The organism is Streptomyces vastus (assembly GCF_039532825.1).
GTDB lineage: Bacteria > Actinomycetota > Actinomycetes > Streptomycetales > Streptomycetaceae > Streptomyces > Streptomyces vastus.
On the sequence record NZ_BAAASJ010000124.1, the window covers coordinates 28,035 to 44,747 of the forward strand.

Sequence of the window (16,713 nt, forward strand, 5' to 3'; positions counted from 1 at the left end):
GGCCATGCCGTTCCCGAAGGGTTTCGACGCTTGATAGCCATCGAAGAGGTCAGCAAGCGATATGCCGACGGCACGGTGGCCGTCGATCGCCTGTCCCTTGAGATTCCGAACCACTCCATCACCGTGCTGGTCGGGCCTTCGGGATGCGGCAAGACCACCACGCTGCGCATGATCAACCGCATGGTCGAGCCCAGCAGCGGCACAATCCGGGTGAACGGCGAGGACGTCCAGCGTCAGCCGGTCAACGCCCTGCGCCGTTCCATGGGTTACGTCATCCAGAATGCCGGCCTCTTCCAGCACCGCACCATCATCGACAACATCGCCACCGTGCCGCGGCTGCTGGGCTGGTCCAAGCAGCGCGCCCGGGCCCGGGCGGCCGAGCTCATGGAACGGGTCGGCCTCGACAAGGACATGGCCCGCCGCTACCCGTACCAGCTTTCCGGCGGTCAGCAGCAGCGTGTGGGCGTGGCCCGTGCGCTGGCCGCGGACCCGCCGATCCTGCTGATGGACGAGCCGTTCTCCGCCGTCGACCCGGTCGTCCGCCGGGGTCTGCAGGAGGAGTTGCTGCGCATTCAGGGCGAACTCGGCAAGGCGATCGTGTTCGTCACGCACGACATGGACGAGGCCATCACGATCGGCGACCGTATCGCCGTGCTGCGCACCGGCGGCCGGCTCGCCCAGTTCGCCGCGCCGGACGAGCTGTTGTCGTCGCCCGCCGACGAGTTCGTGGAGGAGTTCCTGGGCGGCGACCGGGGCATCCGCGGACTGTCGTTCCTGTCCACGCGCGACCTCGAACTCGACCGTTCCCGGATCTTCCCGATCAGCACCGACCGGCAGCGGATCGCCGAGGCCACCGGCTCCGGGACCGCCGATGCCCAGCCGGTTCTGGTCACCGACGCCGACGGCAAGCCCCTCGGCTGGACCGACCCCGCGGCCTGGGACGGCGACGCCGTGACCCTGACGCCGTACGGGCAGAGCTTCGAGGTCGGCCGGGACTCCCTGCGGGTCGCCCTGGACCGGGCGGTGCTGTCGCCCACCGGTCACGCGGTCGCCGTGGACAGGTCGGGACGAGTGCTGGGGATCGCCGGTCAGGAGACGATCGCCGCGGCGATCCGCGCCGCCCGCCGGCAGCACGCCGCCGGCGCCGCGGGCTCCGCGCGGGGCACGGACTCTCCGCAGGACCCGCCTCCGGTGAAGGCCACGCGATGAACGGCTTCTTCGACATCCCGAGCGACCTCCAGAGCAGCTACTTCGGCCTGATCTCCACGCACCTGCAAGAAGCCCTGATCCCGGTGCTGGTCGGCTTCCTGCTGTCGCTGCCGATCGGCCTGCTGTGCGTCCGCGTCCGCTGGCTCTACCCGCCCGTGCTGTGGACCACCACGGTGATCTACGCGATCCCGTCGCTGGCCTTCTTCGTGGTGCTCATCGACTACACCGGGCTGAGCAAGCTCACGGTGATGATCCCGCTGTGCCTGTACAGCCTGGTCGTCCTCGTCCCGTCGGTCGTCGACGGCATCCGGTCGGTTCCCGAGGAGACGAACGCCGCCGCCCAGGCCATGGGCATCGGCCTCGTACGCCGCTATCTCCAGGTCCAACTGCCCATCGCCGTACCCGCGATCATCGCCGGACTGCGGGTGGCCGCCGCCTCCAGCATCAGCCTGGTCAGCGTCGGCGCGCTGATCGGCAACCAGGGCGCGCTGGGCAATCTGCTGACCACCGCGCTGCTCTACCAGCGCCCCGCGCTGGCCCTGAACTCGGTGGTCACCACCGCCGTACTCGCCGTGCTCGTCGACGCCCTGCTCGTCCTCGCGCGCCGGCTGCTCACCCCCTGGCAGCCGCCGTCCGACAGCAAGGCCAGGCGCACCGCGCTGCGTACCGCGGCGGGCCCCTCGGCGGGGGACACGTCCACAACGGCGGGCGCCGCCCGCGCACCGGAGCGCGTCTCTTGAACGTACTGAACTTCATCGAGTCCTTCTTCAGCGACAGCGCCCACTGGAGCGGCTACGACGGCATCCCGCAGCGCGTGTGGGAGCACCTTCAGTACTCCGCCGCGGCGCTCGCGATCGCCGCGGCCATCGGCCTGCCGATCGGTCTGGTCACCGGGCACACCGGCCGCGGCGGCAACGCGATGGCGTTCGTGGCGGCGGCGGCCCGCGCCCTGCCCACGTTCGGACTGCTGGTGCTGATGTTCGTCTGGCTCGGGCTGAGCGTGCTGCCCGTGATGATCCCGCTGGTGGTGCTGGCGATCCCGCCGATCCTCATCACCACCTACGAGGCGGTGCGCACCGTGGACCCCTCGCCCGTCGACGCCGCCCGCGGAATGGGCATGTCACAGTCTCAGATCCTGTTCCAGGTGGAGGTGCCGGCCGCGCTGCCGCTGATCTTCAGCGGGCTGCGCTCGGCGGCGATCCAGATCGTCTCCACGGCGACGATCGCGGCGTACGTCTCTCTGGGCGGCGTCGGCCGGTACATCGTGGACGGCCTCTACCAGCGCGACTACGAGAAGGTGGTCGGCGGCGCCACCCTCACCGCCGCCCTCGCCCTGCTCGTCCTCGTGGTGTTCTGGGCCGCGGGCCGCACTGCGGTGTCCCCGGGGGTACGCAGGCGCGGGGCGGCCTGACCGGGGGCCCGCCCCGCCGGGTCACCGCTTTTCGGCGGTGGCCAGGGCGTGTTCCAGGACCACGAGGAGCGCGTCCCGGACCGAGCCGCGTTCGCGGGCGTCGAACACGGTGAGCGGGACGTGGTCGGCGACGTCGAGGGCCCACCGTACGTCGTTCAGGTCGTGCTCGACCTTGCCGTCGAAGGCGTTGACGGCCACCGCGAAAGGGATCTTCCGGTGCTCGAAGTAGTCGACGGCCGCGTAGCAGTCGTCGAGGCGGCGGGTGTCGACGATGACGAGCCCGCCCAGCGCGCCGTCCACCAGGTCGTCCCACATGAAGCCGAACCGTTCCTGGCCGGGCGTCCCGAACAGATAGAGCTTCAGCGTCGGGTCGAGCGTGACGCAGCCGAAGTCCATGGCGACGGTGGTCGTCATCTTCTCCGGGGTGTGCGAGAGGTCGTCGACGCCGGCGGCGACCGAGGTGATGGACGCCTCGGTGGTCAGCGGCTCGATCTCGGAGATGGCGCCCACCGTGGTCGTCTTGCCCACGCCGAAGCCGCCCGCGATCACCATCTTCACCGGCAGCGGCGGCCGGGTCCCCTGGGCCTCATCGTTCACGGACCCGGCCCCGGGAGTCGGGGATGTCTCGAAGACCATCGATAACCCTTCGCAATACAGTGGCGTCGCGGGCGGAACCGTCCTGCGGTACGTACAAGGCCAGTTGACCGTCCGCGCGCAGATCGTCGGCGAGCACCCGGATCACATTGAGGTGCATCCGCAGTTTCGCCGCGATCTCCGCCAGCGACTGCGGCCGGCGGCAGATCATGATGATGTCGCGGTGCTGGTCGAAGGCGAAGGCGTCCAGCGTGGCCAGACCCACGTCGGTCGCGATCACCTGTGTCTCGATCGGAATCGGCGGCACGAGACTGTCGCCACCGGCGATCCGCCCCGCCGTCAGCAGGAACGGCCGAACGAGAGGCGCGGGAGGCTCAGGCCCCCACAAGGCGTCGTCGGCGGCTGGTGGCTCACCGGCCGTCATCACGTTCCCCCTTCACCTCACGGGCGTCATTGTCGGCCAACGCCCCGGTTCTCGGCCGTCCGTCACCCGGCCGGCGCGATCCCCACGGTGTTCTTCAGCTCCATGACCAGCTGCGGGCTCAGCGCGGCACCGGCGCGATTGGCGAAGAGGGTCATCTCGTACGCGATGTTGCCGAGCTTCGCCTCCTTGGACGCGACCACGCCGAGCACCGCGCCCGCGCCGAGCGCCGACACCAGGACGTGTCCTTCCTCGAGGTCGATGATGACCTTGTTCAGGCCGCCGAGTCCATAGTTGCCCGACGCCCCCATGGCCAGGCTGGTGATACCGGAGACGATCGCCGCGAGCCGTTCGGAGTCGGCCTGGCCGCGCAGTTGGGACACCGCGATCAGCAGCCCGTCGGAGGAGACACCGATCACGTCGACAACCCCGGCGGTCTCGGTGGCGAAGCGGTTCAGCAGCCAGTTGAAGTCGGCAGCGGCGGTCTTCACATCCGTCACCGGCTCGACGGCCCCGGATTGCGGTCCACCTGTCCACATCATCACTTGCTCAAGCCTTCCGGGAATGGGGATCTGTAGGTCTCGGATCTATGGGTCTTGATGCTGTACGCGGCCGGATCTCGGCCGCGGCCTCACGCTGGGCCCGCTGGACGGCGGCCTCGAACTCGTCGAGCTCGGACCGCGCCGCCTCCGGATCCACGGGCTGCCAGGCGGACGGCCGCTGGTTCGTCGGCGCTCGCTTGGGCTGGCGGCTGGAGGCGGTGGTGGCGCCCAGGGTCGCACCGCGGACCCGGCGCCGCAGGGGGCCGGGAGCGTCGGGCCGCGCCGGGGCCGTACCGGAGGATCCGTTGTTGCCGCCACCGGCACCGCGCCCGGCGGCCTCGTGAGCGCCGACTCCCGTACCGGCTGCGGGCCTTGGCGAGGGGGCGGGGGCGCCGCGCCGGGGCAGCGGGGGAGTGCCGGGGCCGTACGGAGTGTGGCCCATGGCTGCTTCCTCGCGCCCGCGCCCGCTCTCCGCCGTGGCTTCCAGACGGCGCGCGTGGCCGGGCGACCGGGGCTGAGCCGGGGACAGGGTCGGGGATTGGGCCGGCGGCTGCTCCGGTCGGCTCCGCGCGGGGACCCGGCGGGGCAGGGACGAGCGGCCGGGCGCCGCCTCCACCATCGCGGGACGCGGCTCGGCCGGGCCCGAGCGGCGGGCGGGCGGCATGATCTGCGCAGGGCGTGCCGCGGGTGCCGTCGGGTCGGTGGACAGCAGATGGGCCGGGGGGACCGCGACGGTGGCGGTGACACCGCCGCCCGGGGTGCGGGAGAGCACTACCTCGATGCCCCAGCGCCGGGACAGACCGCCGACCACGAACAGGCCGAGGACCTCCGTCGGCGCCAGGTCGAGCCGTTCACGGCGGATCAGCCGGGCGTTCTCCTCGTCCAGCCGCTCGGCGCTCATCCCGAGCCCGTGGTCGATGATCTCGACCACGGCACCGCCGGAGCCGAACCGGGGCCGCAGGACCACCTCGACGCTGGTGTGCGCCGGCGAGAAGGTCACCGCGTTCTCCAGCAGTTCGGCAAGCATCAGCGTCAGATCGCCCACGATGTCGGGGGCGACGGTGACATCGCCCTCGGCGTGCGGAGTGACGCGCTGATAGCCCTCGATCTGGCCGAGCGCGGCCCGGACGATGTTGCTGAGCCGCATGGGCCCGGTGTTCAGGCCCGTCTCGCGGATTCCGGCGAGCAGCATCAGGCTGTCGGCGTTGCGCTGGAGACGTACGGCGATGTGGTCGATGCGGTAGAGCCGTTCCAGCACCTGCGGGTCGGTCTCGCCGCGCTCCACCGAGTCGATCAGGGCGAGTTGACGTGCGGTGAGGTTGCTGACGCGGCGGCCGACGTTGCCGAACATCTCGGCGATGTTGCGACGGCTGACGACCTGGCGCTCCAGCAGGGCGGTCGCGGTGACCTGAACCTGGTTGAAGGCTTCGGCGAGTTCACCGATCTCGTCGCGTACGGGCACGGGTACGGCTTCCAGGCGCGCCGGACTCGCGTCGTCGGCGTCGTCGTCCGCGACCCGGGCCAGCTCCGTCTCGGCCGCGGCGGCCACGTGCTGGGCCGCACCGGTGAGGGTCCGCACGGTCCGCACCACGGAACGGCGCACCAGCACCGAGAACAGCAGCCAGGCCCCGAAGGCGAGCAGCGTGCCGGCGACCAGCCAGGCCACCTGCCACCAGGCGGTGTTCGACGCGGACTGGGTGTCGGCGGCGATCTGGTCGATGAGCGACTGGGTGATCTTCAGCCGGTTCTGCGCCTGCCGCTCGTAGGTGGGCTCGGCCTGCAGCGCCTCGCCGAGGGCCCTGCGCAGCTGGGTCGCGTTCTCGGCGACCAACGCGCCGGGGTCGACCTGCAGCGAGACATAGTGCTGGGCGATGACGCTCTGGTACGGGCTCTGCTCGATCCCGGCCAGTTCCGCGCCCTGCTTCTGGCTGGCGAACCGGGTGAACCGCTCGGCCTGGTGGGTGTACTGCTCAAGGTCGCCGACGGCGGCGGTGAACTGGATGAGCGCGTTCGGGTCACGGGTCCGGGCGGCGAACACGCTGGTCTCGAAGGACGCGTGGGCCGTGTCGGCCCGCAGCAGCGCGTCGAGCAGATTGCCCGCGGACGAGGAGGACTCGGCACCCGACTCACCGAGCCCGAGTCCGCTGATCAGGCCCTCGATCACCGATCCGTACGCGGGGTCGATGTTGTCGGCGGGGATGGGCCCCTGCTCCACGGTCTTCCTGAGGCTGTCCAGGCCCTCCAGTTCCTTCAGCGCCTGGACCTCGCCTTCCGGCAGCCGCTCCCCGTAGGTCTCCCGGACCGTCTCTATCTGGGAGTTGACCTTCTGCTGCGCCTGGAGATACGCGGAGGTGTCGGGCGGTCCTTCCTCGGGGCCGGCGGCCTCGTACCGCAGGGAGATGAGCAGGGCCTGCCGGTGCTCGGTCTGCACATTGTCGATCAGCCGGGTCACCTGCGCGCTGTCGCGCACGAGTTGAGCGGTGGAGGCGGCGGAACGGGCCTGGTCGACCTGGGCGTAGACGACGTAGGCGAGGATCGCCGAGACGACCGCAAGCGGAACGATCACCAGAACGTTCAGTTTGCGCCGGAAGGGCCAGCGGTCCAGGAGGGGCGGCGTCGGGCCGGTGCGGGGAGCCGCGGGGGATTGTTCCCGGGCAGCCTTTCTGTGCGCGGGCACCGAACCTCCTTGCTGCTTGCATCACATGGGAAGTCCGCTGTCCGAAACTCATGGGTTGCAGGGTCGCGACAGCGCGCTTCGACCGACAAGTGGAACCAGGTGGAACAGAACCCCCGACGCGGCCAACATTAGCGGCTGGCGCAACAGTACGGCCATGATCAACCAAAAACTGGCACGGAGATACGCCGGATTCATTCGTATATTGGCCCCGTTGCGCACACGGGACGAAGCCGTCCGGTGCCCTTCGGTGATCTATTCGTGTCTTGACGGTCCGTGACCGGGCTCGCTTGGATCGTCGCGACGTCGACACCATGGGCACACTGCCCGCACCGCCCACACCGCAAGTCTGGATGACGAACGTGACCATCGCACGAAGCACCAGAAAATCCGCAACGTACGCCGTTTCCCTGCTGGTTGTGGCCACGGCCGCGCTGGCGGGATGTGGTTCCTCCGACGACTCCTCCGGCAGTTCCGACCCCTTGCAGGAGGATGCATCCAAGGGCGGGACCGTCGTGGTCGGTTCCAACAACTTCCCCGAGAGCATCCTGCTCGCCGACATCTACGGCGAAGCCCTCAAGTCCAAGGGCATCAAGGTCAGTTACAAACTGAACATCGGCAGCCGCGAAACGACCTACGGTCTGATCAAAAACGGCACGATCACGGTTCTGCCCGAATACAACGGGGCGCTGCTGGCGTATCTGAACAAGGATGCGCAGGCGACGACGCCCGAGGAGGCCAACAAGGCCATTGCCTCCGAACTCGATCCCAAACTGACCCTGCTGGAGTCCTCGGAGGCCCAGGACAAGGACGCCGTCGCGGTCAACGAGGCCACGGCCAAGAAGTACAAGCTGACGGAGAAGTCGACGCTCGCCGACCTCGCCGAAGCGGCTCCTGAGCTGGTCATCGGCGGTTCTCCCGAGTTCCAGACCCGTCACCACGGGCTGCCGGGCCTCAAGGACGACTACGGGCTCGAGTTCAAGTCCTTCAAGGCGCTGGACGCGGGCGGTCCGCTGACGGTGGCGGCGCTCAAGGGCGACAACATTCAGGCCGGGAACATCTTCACGACCGACCCCGGTATCGAAAAGAACAAGTTCCTCATCATGCAGGACCCGAAGAATCTGTTCGGCTTCGAGAACGTAACTCCGTTGGCATTCAAGAGCGATCTCCCGGCAGAGGGAGTCTCCGCACTCAATGCCGTATCGGCGAAGCTCGACACGGAAACCCTGATCAGCCTCAACGGCGAGGTGCAGAACGAGAACAAGGACCCGCTGGAGGTGGCCAAAACCTGGCTGTCCTCGAACGGACTGACCTGACGGGTTCGGGGCCGGGACGGGCCTCGGCCCGCCCGGCTGCCTCGGGGGAGGACCCGGCGGCCGCGGCATCGCTCGACGGCCGGGGCCTCGATGCCGCCACCGTCGCCGGGGTCGCCGACGGAGCGCCCCCTCCCGTCGTGCACCCGGCCGCGTTGGAGGCGATGGAGCGCTCGCGGCAGGCCGCGTGTGCTCTCGCGGCGCAGGGCGGCCGGGTCTATGGGCGCAGCACCGGAGTTGGAGCGCACCGTGGCGCCGCTGTCGAGGAGCGGGACGGCTACGGCCACGATCTGCGGCTGCTGCTCAGCCATGCGGGCGGCATCGGTGAGCTGCTGCCGGTGCGCCAGGTGCGCGCGATGATGCTGGTCCGGGCCGGCCAACTCCTCGCCGGGGGCTCGGGGTTGCGCCCCGAGATCGCCACGGCTCTGCTGGGCGCGCTCCGGGCGGGGGTGCATCCACCGGTCCACGAGTACGGCTCGGTGGGCACCGGCGATCTGACGGCCCTGGCCGAATTGGGCCTCGCGCTGTTCGGTCACGCCCCCTGGGAGTCCGATGCGACGGCCGCCGAGGAACCCGAGCCGCTGCGCATCCAACGCGGTGACGCGCTCGCCCTGTTGAGCAGCAACGCTCTCACCCTCGGCCAGTCCGCCCTCGCCTGCCACGACCTCGGCGCCCTGCTGCGCTCGGCGCACGTGGTGACGGCGCTCTCGCTGTACGCGGTGGACGGCTCCCTGGAGGCGTACGCACCCGAGGTCCACCGCGCGCACCCGCATCCGGCGACCGTTCGCGCCGCGGCCGACGTACGGCAACTCCTGGGCGTGACAGTCCGGTCGGCACCGGACCAGTCGGCACCGGACCAGTCGACACCGGTCGAGCCCGCACGGGGCGAGTCGATACGGTCCGTAGGAGACCTGCCGTCATCGCCCGTACGACAGTTGCCGTCCTCCCGGGGGCCCCGCGTGCAGGATCCTTACGGCTTCCGCTGCTTCCCCCAGGTGCACGGCCCCGCGATGGAGGCATGGGCGAACCTGGAGCGAGTGCTGTTCGTCGACCTCAACTCGGCCACCGAGAACCCTCTGATCGGCTGGGACGAGTCCACCGGCACGCCGGTCGCACACCACCACGGCGGCTTCTTCGCCACCCCGCTCACCCTCGCACTCGACCACCTGTGCCTCGCCGTCCTCGGCACGGCCCGCCTCTCCGCCGCCCGCCTCTCCGCCCTCGGCCGCCCCGAACTGACCGGCCTGCGCTCCTACTTGGCCGACGAGGCGTCCGCAGGCTCGGGAATGATGATCCTCGAGTACGGCGCGGCCGCCGCGACCGCCGAGATCCAGACGTACGCCACCCCGGCCGCCCTCGCCCACGTGGTGCTCTCCCAGGGAGTGGAGGAGGCCGCGAGCTTCGCCACCCAGGCGGCCCGCAAGACCCTGCGCCTGACCGACGCCTACCGCCAGGTCCTGGCCTGCGAACTCGTAGCCGCGGTCCGCGCCCTGCGCCGGCGCGGCACGGCGCCCCCGCCAGGAACCCCGGCGGGCCGGGCCTACACCCGCGCGGCGGAGGTCCTGAACCCGGCCATGGCGGACCGCCCGCTCACCGGCGACGTGACGACGGCGGCAGCACTCCTGACCGAGTTCACACAGCTCACCTGAGTCGCGTCAGTCGCACGCCCGGGCGCGACAACGACCGAAAAGCACCTCGATTAGCCCAATTCCCCAGTTGTGCTGCGTATTCAAGCCGATACAATCCGTAGTGAATGAATGCGCAACCATCTCGAGGGGGAGACGGAATTGACCCGCGCCTGGGAAGCAGACCCGTCCGCGTTATTCAAGCGACGGCTGGGAAAGTCGGCCAAGGAACTCGGCAAGACGGACGGCCGTGACGACTGCCCGGACATCTGGCAGCTCGACAACGGCGATATCGCCGTCATCGGCCGCGACCTCACGGCCGTCTACCGCCCCCGCCTCCCCGACGGCGTGACCCTTGCCCCCGACGAGCGGTTGGTGATCATTCCCGGCAGCATGCTCAGCGCGGCAAAGGCGGACATCCCCGATGCTTGACCTACTCGCTCCCCTCCTCCGGCCCGACCAGGGCGAACGACTCACGCGCGACGCCTACAAACGGGACTTCCGCGAACGCGACGCGAGGATCCTGAACGCGGACTCCTGGAAGCTGGAGCGCCGCCAGCACTTCGAGGAGCAGGGCAGTCCCAGCCGGGACGCGCTGCGCCGCGGGGAGTGGCAGGAGGCCCTGCGGCTCCTGGGAGAGCGGCGTGACGACCTGCTCGCCACCGCTCGGGACGACGACCGCAAGGGCCACCGCTTCCACCGGGTACGGGTGGTCGAGCAACCACTCACGCCGTACGTGCAGTGGGAACTCCACTCCCATCGGCAGCGCGCGGAGTACGGCGAGCGGATCCGCGTCGTCAGCGCCGAACAGGTCGCCGCCGCCGAGCGCGAGCACCTGCTGCCGGAAGTCGTCGTCCTCGGCCACGACACCCTCTTCCAGGTCCTCTACTCCCCGTCCGGAGCCACCCTCGGCGCCGTCCGTTACACCGACCGCGAGCTGATCGACAGCTGGCAGAGCTACATCCGCAAGCTCTACGAGGCCGGGGACGACGTACGGGAGTACTTCGAGCGCGAGGTGGCACACCTCCCCCCGCCCCAGACCAGGACGGAGTAACCGATCACAGAGCCTCGCCCCGATGACAAGCACCCCGGCAGTACGCACTCCGAGCTGTCGGGGTCGTCCTCCCATGACGTCGTACAGGCCAGGGACGTCACCGGAGGAATCCACTTCCACGAACAGTCGAAGGCGGACCACGGCAGCGGATCGGCGAACCCCACCCCACGGCAACTCCCGGCGAACGTACGCGGTTTCGTCAACCGCACCGACGAACTCGACCAGCTGAACGCGGTCCTGACCGGTGAGGGGGACGACCCGCTGGTCGTCTCGGTGTACGTCATCGCCGGCACCGCCGGCGCGGGGAAGACCTCCCTCGCGCTGCGCTGGGCCCACCAGGTCCGCGACCGCTTCCCGGACGGCCAGCTCTACGTCAACCTGCGCGGCTACGACCCCGGTCAGCCGGTCACCGCCCAGGAGGCCCTGCACCGTTTCCTCGCCGCCCTCGGAGTGAGCGCCCCCTCCGTACCGCGGGATCTGGACGCCGCCGCGGCGCTGTACCGCTCGCTGCTGGCCGACCGCCGGGTCCTGGTCGTCCTGGACAACGCGGCCACCGTGGGGCAGGTCCGTCCCCTGCTGCCCGGCAGTGCGAGCAGCCTGGTCGTCGTCACCAGCCGCAGCCGGCTCTCCGGACTCGCGGTCCGGGACGGGGCACGCCGGCTCACCCTGGGCACGCTGCCGGAGCGCGAGGCCATCGCCCTGCTGCGCACCGTCACCGCCGGGTACCGGCCCCAGGACGACGAACAGCAACTCGCCGAACTGGCCCGGCTCTGTGCGCGACTGCCCCTCGCGCTGCGTATCGCCGCCGAACGGGCCGCCAGCGATCCCCATATGCGGCTGGCCGATCTGACGGCCGACCTGCGCGACGAATCCGCCCTGTGGGACGCCCTGAGCACCGGCGACGACGAAGAAGCCGAAGCCGTCCGCACCGTCTTCGCCTGGTCCTATCGGGCCCTGCCCGACCAGGCCGCCCGTCTCTTCCGGCTGCTCGGCCTGCACCCCGGCCCCGAGTTCGGCCTGAACGCCGCGGCGGCCCTGACCGGCGCGACCACGAGCCGGACCCGCCAGCTGCTGGACTCCCTGGTCGGCGCCCATCTGCTGGAGCAGACCGCCCCGGACCGCTACCAGTTCCACGACCTGCTGCACGCCTACTCCATCGACCAGGCCCAGCACGAGGAGCCCCCCGAGGAACGGGGCGCGGCGCTGCGCCGCATCCTGAAGTGGTACCTCCATTCCGCCGACGCCGCACAGAGCTGGATCGCTCCCGCCGAGGACCACCTGGACCTCGCAGCGCCACCGGAGGGCGTACGTCCCCTGTCCTTCGCCGACTACGACGCGGCCGTGGACTTCTCCGAGCGTGAGCACACCAACCTCCTGCGGGCGGTGCGCACCGCGGCAGCCGCCGGAGCGGACCGGCTCGCCTGGCAGCTGTGCGCCGTCCTGTGGAACGCGCAGTTCCCTTCCGCGGCGGGGGCCGACTGGCTGGGCGTGGGCCGTACCGGCCTGGAAGCGGCACGCCGGTCCGGCGACCGAGCCGCCGAGGGCCTGCTGTGCACGGACCTGGGCATGGCCTACGCGCGGGTCAACGACCTGGACCGAAGCCTCGAATGCCACCGGAGCGCACTGGAGATCTGGACCGATCTTGGCGACCGCCTCAACGAGGCGCACTCGCTCAACCTGATCGGGCTGAACCATCTGCGCCGCCGGCGGCTCGACAGTGCTGCCCGCCGCTTCGAGCAGGCCATCGCGGTCTTCCAGGAGCAGGACTCCGCACTCTGGGCCGCCACCGCGCTGTCCAACCTCGCGACCGCCCACTACCGGGCGGGACGCCTCCAGGACACCGCGACCGTCATCGAGCAGGCCCTCACAGCACACCTGGACCTCGGCAACCAGCGTGGCGAGGGCAACATCCTGAGCCTGTTGAGCGGCCTGAAACGTGAACAGGGCGATACCGAGGCGGCTCTGGCCGCAGCCCAGTCCGCGGTGGACATCGCCCTGGCACTCCGCAACCTCCGCATGGAGGGCTACTGGCTGCTCACACTCGGCGATGCCCAGCAGGCGGCCGGGCAATTCGCGGACGCGCTGACCTCCTACCAGCGGTCCGCCACGCTGCATCAGCGTCTCGGCGACCGCACCAGGCAGGCGTGCGCCTGGCACGGCGTGGGCGAGGTCTACCGCCGGCTCGACCGCCACCCGGAGGCGGCCGACTTCCACCGCCAGGCCGCCGCCACCCACCACGACCTCGGCGATGCCTGGCACGAAGCTCTCGCCCTCGACGGCCTCGCCGTGGCCCTGCTGGACAAATCCCCGGACGCGGCTCGCCGGCACTGGACGGAGGCACTGAGGCTCCTCGCCGACTACGACGATCCACGGGCCACGGCAACGCGCGACAGCCTCGAACACCGGCTGGCCGAATCCGACTGACCGAGCGGCTACGTCACTTCAGCCCCGTCTGTACGCCAACTCCGCGGCGACCGAGGAACGGTGAACGGGGAACGGGCCCACCCGGCGAACCCTCCCCCCACTCCTCTAACCTGTCGCCCATGAACGCACCGGGGGACATGATCGACGGCCGGTTCGAGCTGATCGACCGGCTCGGAAGCGGCGGGATGGGAACGGTGTGGCGGGCGCGCGACAGTGTGCTGCACCGGGAGGTCGCCCTCAAGGCCGTACGGGCGGACGCAGCGACGTCCGACGCCCTGCGGGAGCGAGTGCTGCGAGAGGCACGGGCGCTCGCCCGGCTCAGCCATCCGAACGTGGTGACCATCCATCACATCGTGGACGAGGACCCGCACCCCTGGCTCGTGATGGAGCTGGTGAGGGGCGTCTCCCTCCAACAGCGGCTCGACGACGGCCCGTTGCTTCCCGCCGAGGCTGCCCGTATCGGCCGTCAGGTGCTCGCCGCGCTGCGGGCCGCGGACGCCGCCGGTATCCAGCACCGGGACGTCAAGCCCGCCAACATCCTCCTGCGCTCCGACGGCACGGCCGTGCTCACCGACTTCGGCATCGCGGCCCTCCAGGGCTCGACCTCCCTGACGGCCACCGGCGAACTCATCGGCTCCCCCGAGTACATCGCCCCCGAGCGGATCCGCGGCAACGACGACGATCCGGCTTCCGACCTCTGGTCGCTGGGCCTCGTGCTGTACGTCTGCGTCGAGGGCGTCAGCCCGCTGCGCCGCGGGACCACGCTCGCCACCCTGGCCGCGGTGCTCGACGATCCGGTACCGCCGCCGGTGCGCTCCGGCCCCCTCGCACCCGTACTCCAGGCGCTGCTGGTACGGGACCCGGCGGCCCGCCCCGACCAGGCACGGCTGGACGCGATGCTCGCGCAGGTGGAGCACGGCGCGACCCCGCACTGGGCACCGCCGACGGTGACGACGACGGCACCGCCGGCCCCGGCCCCGGTGCCGCACCCGCTCACCCAGCTGGACACGCCCCGCCCGACGACGCCGCACCCCCGCCCCGACCACGCGCCCGGCCGCGCGCGCAGCCGTACGCCGATCGTCATCGCGGTCATCGCGGTCGCCCTCGCGGTCACCGCCGCCACTGCCCTCGCCCTCACGCTCGGCGATCGGAACGGCAACGAGGCCCGCGGCGGTACCTCCTCCACTCCGGCTACGCAGCAGCCGCGCCAGAGTCCCGAGCCGAACCAGCAGCCGACGCCCGCACAAACCCCGACTCCGACGCCGACTCCGCCGAAGCAGACCGCCGGCCCGACCGACCCACCCGCCGCCCCCAAAGGCGGCCGCTGGATCGCCCAGCTCTACTCCGAGCCCGTCAGCGCGGGCACGGCCGCCAGAGACCAGCGGCTGGCCCGGATCCGCCAGTCCGTCCCCGAGGCCGTCTACGTCCGCAGCGGCAACTTCGCCTCCCTGCGCCCCGGCTTCTGGGTCATCTACGCCCCGGGCCCCTTCGCCGATGGCCGCGCCGCCCTGACCTTCTGCCGCGAGCGCGGCCGCACCACCGCGACCACCTGTCTGGGCCGCTACCTGAGCAAGAAGGCCTCCGACTTCGCCTTCCAATGCCGCCCACCGGCCACGAATCCGACGGGCCGCTGCACCCGCCCGTGAACAGGTCCTTCCCGGCTAGGAGCGAAACCGCAGGTCAGAGCACCTCGGTGATATGAGTTTCCCCCCAGGGGTAGCCGTCGGGCAGTATGGGGTGTATCTGCCCACTGCCGATTTCAAGCGTCCGGACGGTTTCTCTTGGCTGAGTACATTTACACCATGCGCAAGGCGCGCAAGGCGCACGGCGACAAGGTGATTCTCGACGACGTCACCCTGAGCTTCCTGCCCGGAGCGAAGATCGGTGTCCTCGGCCCGAACGGTGCCGGTAAGTCGACCGTCCTCAAGATCATGGCCGGCCTTGAGCAGCCGTCCAACGGTGACGCGTTCCTGTCGCCCGGTTATACCGTCGGCATCCTGCTGCAGGAGCCCCCGCTGAACGAGGAGAAGACCGTCCTGGAGAACGTCCAGGAGGGTGTCGCCTCGATCAAGGGCAAGCTCGACCGGTTCAACGAGATCGCCGAGCAGATGGCGACCGACTACTCCGACGCGCTCCTCGACGAGATGGGCAAGCTCCAGGAGGAGCTCGACCACGCCAACGCGTGGGACCTCGACGCCCAGCTCGAGCAGGCCATGGACGCGCTCGGCTGCCCGCCCGGCGACTGGCCCGTCACCAACCTCTCCGGTGGTGAGAAGCGCCGCGTCGCGCTCTGCAAGCTGCTGCTCGAGCAGCCCGACCTGCTGCTCCTCGACGAGCCCACCAACCACCTCGACGCCGAGTCCGTGAACTGGCTGGAGCAGCACCTCGCCAAGTACGCCGGCACCGTCGTCGCCGTCACCCACGACCGGTACTTCCTGGACAACGTCGCCGGGTGGATCTGCGAGGTCGACCGTGGCCGTCTGCACGGCTACGAGGGCAACTACTCGCAGTACCTGGAGACCAAGCAGACCCGTCTCAAGGTCGAGGGCCAGAAGGACGCCAAGCGTGCGAAGCGTCTGAAGGAAGAGCTCGAGTGGGTCCGCTCCAACGCCAAGGGGCGGCAGGCCAAGTCCAAGGCGCGCCTTGCCCGTTACGAGGAGATGGCCGCCGAGGCGGACAAGATGCGGAAGCTGGACTTCGAGGAGATCCAGATCCCGCCGGGCCCCCGCCTGGGCAATGTGGTCGTCGAGGTCGAGAACCTGAGCAAGGGCTTCGGCGAGAAGCTCCTCATCGACGACCTGTCCTTCACGCTGCCGCGCAACGGCATCGTGGGCGTCATCGGCCCGAACGGCGCCGGCAAGACCACGCTGTTCAAGATGATCCAGGGCCTGGAGGAGCCGGACTCCGGTTCCATCAAGGTCGGCGACACCGTCAAGATCAGCTACGTCGACCAGACCCGCGCGAACATCGACCCCAAGAAGACGCTGTGGGCCGTCGTCTCCGACGAGCTGGACTACATCAACGTCGGCCAGGTCGAGATGCCGTCCCGCGCGTACGTCTCCGCCTTCGGCTTCAAGGGCCCTGACCAGCAGAAGCCGGCCGGCGTCCTCTCCGGCGGTGAGCGCAACCGTCTGAACCTCGCGCTCACCCTCAAGCTGGGCGGCAACCTGCTGCTCCTCGACGAGCCGACCAACGACCTGGACGTCGAGACGCTGTCGTCGCTGGAGAACGCGCTGCTGGAGTTCCCCGGCTGCGCCGTGGTCGTCTCCCACGACCGGTGGTTCCTCGACCGGGTGGCGACGCACATCCTCGCCTACGAGGGCGACTCCAAGTGGTTCTGGTTCGAGGGCAACTTCGAGTCGTACGAGAAGAACAAGGTCGAGCGGCTCGGCCCGGACGCCGCTCGTCCGCACCGCGCCACCTACAAGAAGCTGACCCGGGGCTGA

Annotated in this window: 14 protein-coding genes; 10 read left to right on the plus strand and 4 right to left on the minus strand. The window is 70.2% G+C overall.

Annotation, left to right across the window (positions count from 1 at the left end; genetic code table 11):
• Positions 1-30 precede the first annotated feature (30 nt).
• The 3 genes from ABD357_RS41395 to ABD357_RS41405 are packed head-to-tail and all read left to right on the plus strand — an operon-like array spanning position 31 to position 2,620.
• The gene (locus ABD357_RS41395; protein ID WP_344396711.1) at positions 31-1,209 is read left to right on the plus strand and encodes an ABC transporter ATP-binding protein; all 1,179 of its coding nucleotides are present in this window, start codon (positions 31-33) and stop codon (positions 1,207-1,209) included.
• Complete coding sequence (locus ABD357_RS41400; protein WP_344396712.1) at positions 1,206-1,949, plus strand: ABC transporter permease; 744 nt, start codon at positions 1,206-1,208, stop codon at positions 1,947-1,949. Before ABD357_RS41395 ends, ABD357_RS41400 begins: the two co-directional genes overlap by 4 nt.
• A complete protein-coding gene (locus ABD357_RS41405) occupies positions 1,946-2,620 on the plus strand; it encodes an ABC transporter permease (protein WP_344396714.1) in 675 nt (224 codons plus the stop codon). Before ABD357_RS41400 ends, ABD357_RS41405 begins: the two co-directional genes overlap by 4 nt.
• A 21-nt stretch (positions 2,621-2,641) precedes the next feature.
• Here ABD357_RS41405 and ABD357_RS41410 read toward each other — a convergent pair whose 3' ends face one another.
• The 4 genes from ABD357_RS41410 to ABD357_RS41425 all read right to left on the minus strand — a co-directional run bounded on the left by ABD357_RS41410 (position 2,642) and on the right by ABD357_RS41425 (position 6,854).
• Positions 2,642-3,256: a GTP-binding protein gene (locus ABD357_RS41410; protein WP_425585221.1), complete on the minus strand. Its 615-nt coding sequence runs from the start codon at positions 3,254-3,256 to the stop codon at positions 2,642-2,644.
• Positions 3,207-3,638, minus strand: a complete 432-nt coding sequence (locus ABD357_RS41415; protein ID WP_344396715.1) for a DUF742 domain-containing protein — start codon at positions 3,636-3,638, stop codon at positions 3,207-3,209. Before ABD357_RS41415 ends, ABD357_RS41410 begins: the two co-directional genes overlap by 50 nt.
• A gap of 62 nt (positions 3,639-3,700) precedes the next feature.
• Positions 3,701-4,177 carry a roadblock/LC7 domain-containing protein gene (locus tag ABD357_RS41420; protein WP_344396919.1) on the minus strand — a complete coding sequence of 159 codons (477 nt, stop codon included), beginning with the start codon at positions 4,175-4,177 and terminating at the stop codon, positions 3,701-3,703.
• Between the two features lie 7 nt (positions 4,178-4,184).
• Positions 4,185-6,854: a sensor histidine kinase gene (locus ABD357_RS41425; protein WP_344396716.1), complete on the minus strand. Its 2,670-nt coding sequence runs from the start codon at positions 6,852-6,854 to the stop codon at positions 4,185-4,187.
• Positions 6,855-7,204: 350 nt separating this feature from the next.
• Between ABD357_RS41425 and ABD357_RS41430 the strand changes: the two genes are divergently transcribed.
• The 7 genes from ABD357_RS41430 (at position 7,205) to ettA (ending at position 16,713) form a co-directional block, all read left to right on the plus strand.
• Positions 7,205-8,167 carry an ABC transporter substrate-binding protein gene (locus ABD357_RS41430; RefSeq protein ID WP_344396920.1) on the plus strand — a complete coding sequence of 321 codons (963 nt, stop codon included), beginning with the start codon at positions 7,205-7,207 and terminating at the stop codon, positions 8,165-8,167.
• Entirely contained in the window at positions 8,164-9,813 is a 1,650-nt protein-coding gene (locus ABD357_RS41435; protein ID WP_344396921.1) for an aromatic amino acid ammonia-lyase, read from the plus strand. Before ABD357_RS41430 ends, ABD357_RS41435 begins: the two co-directional genes overlap by 4 nt.
• Before the next feature lie 138 nt (positions 9,814-9,951).
• Positions 9,952-10,221, plus strand: a complete 270-nt coding sequence (locus ABD357_RS41440) for a hypothetical protein (RefSeq protein WP_344396922.1) — start codon at positions 9,952-9,954, stop codon at positions 10,219-10,221.
• Positions 10,214-10,843, plus strand: a complete 630-nt coding sequence (locus ABD357_RS41445; protein ID WP_344396717.1) for a DUF6879 family protein — start codon at positions 10,214-10,216, stop codon at positions 10,841-10,843. Before ABD357_RS41440 ends, ABD357_RS41445 begins: the two co-directional genes overlap by 8 nt.
• Positions 10,844-11,116: 273 nt before the next feature.
• Positions 11,117-13,267, plus strand: coding sequence for an ATP-binding protein (locus tag ABD357_RS41450; RefSeq protein WP_486389237.1), 2,151 nt, complete (start codon positions 11,117-11,119; stop codon positions 13,265-13,267).
• Between the two features lie 119 nt (positions 13,268-13,386).
• Positions 13,387-14,913, plus strand: coding sequence for a serine/threonine-protein kinase (locus ABD357_RS41455; RefSeq protein ID WP_344396719.1), 1,527 nt, complete (start codon positions 13,387-13,389; stop codon positions 14,911-14,913).
• A gap of 135 nt (positions 14,914-15,048) precedes the next feature.
• Positions 15,049-16,713, plus strand: a complete 1,665-nt coding sequence (ettA, locus tag ABD357_RS41460; protein ID WP_344396720.1) for an energy-dependent translational throttle protein EttA — start codon at positions 15,049-15,051, stop codon at positions 16,711-16,713.

What these genes read in the sequence shown, in the direction of transcription:
- ABD357_RS41400 (WP_344396712.1), top strand. Translation starts at nt 1,206, where the DNA reads ATGAACGGCTTCTTCGACATCCCGAGCGACCTCCAGAGCAGCTACTTC.
- ABD357_RS41410 (WP_425585221.1), bottom strand. Translation starts at nt 3,256, where the DNA reads ATGGTCTTCGAGACATCCCCGACTCCCGGGGCCGGGTCCGTGAACGAT.
- ABD357_RS41415 (WP_344396715.1), bottom strand. Translation starts at nt 3,638, where the DNA reads ATGACGGCCGGTGAGCCACCAGCCGCCGACGACGCCTTGTGGGGGCCT.
- ABD357_RS41420 (WP_344396919.1), bottom strand. Translation starts at nt 4,177, where the DNA reads ATGATGTGGACAGGTGGACCGCAATCCGGGGCCGTCGAGCCGGTGACG.
- ABD357_RS41430 (WP_344396920.1), top strand. Translation starts at nt 7,205, where the DNA reads ATGACGAACGTGACCATCGCACGAAGCACCAGAAAATCCGCAACGTAC.
- ABD357_RS41445 (WP_344396717.1), top strand. Translation starts at nt 10,214, where the DNA reads ATGCTTGACCTACTCGCTCCCCTCCTCCGGCCCGACCAGGGCGAACGA.
- ABD357_RS41455 (WP_344396719.1), top strand. Translation starts at nt 13,387, where the DNA reads ATGAACGCACCGGGGGACATGATCGACGGCCGGTTCGAGCTGATCGAC.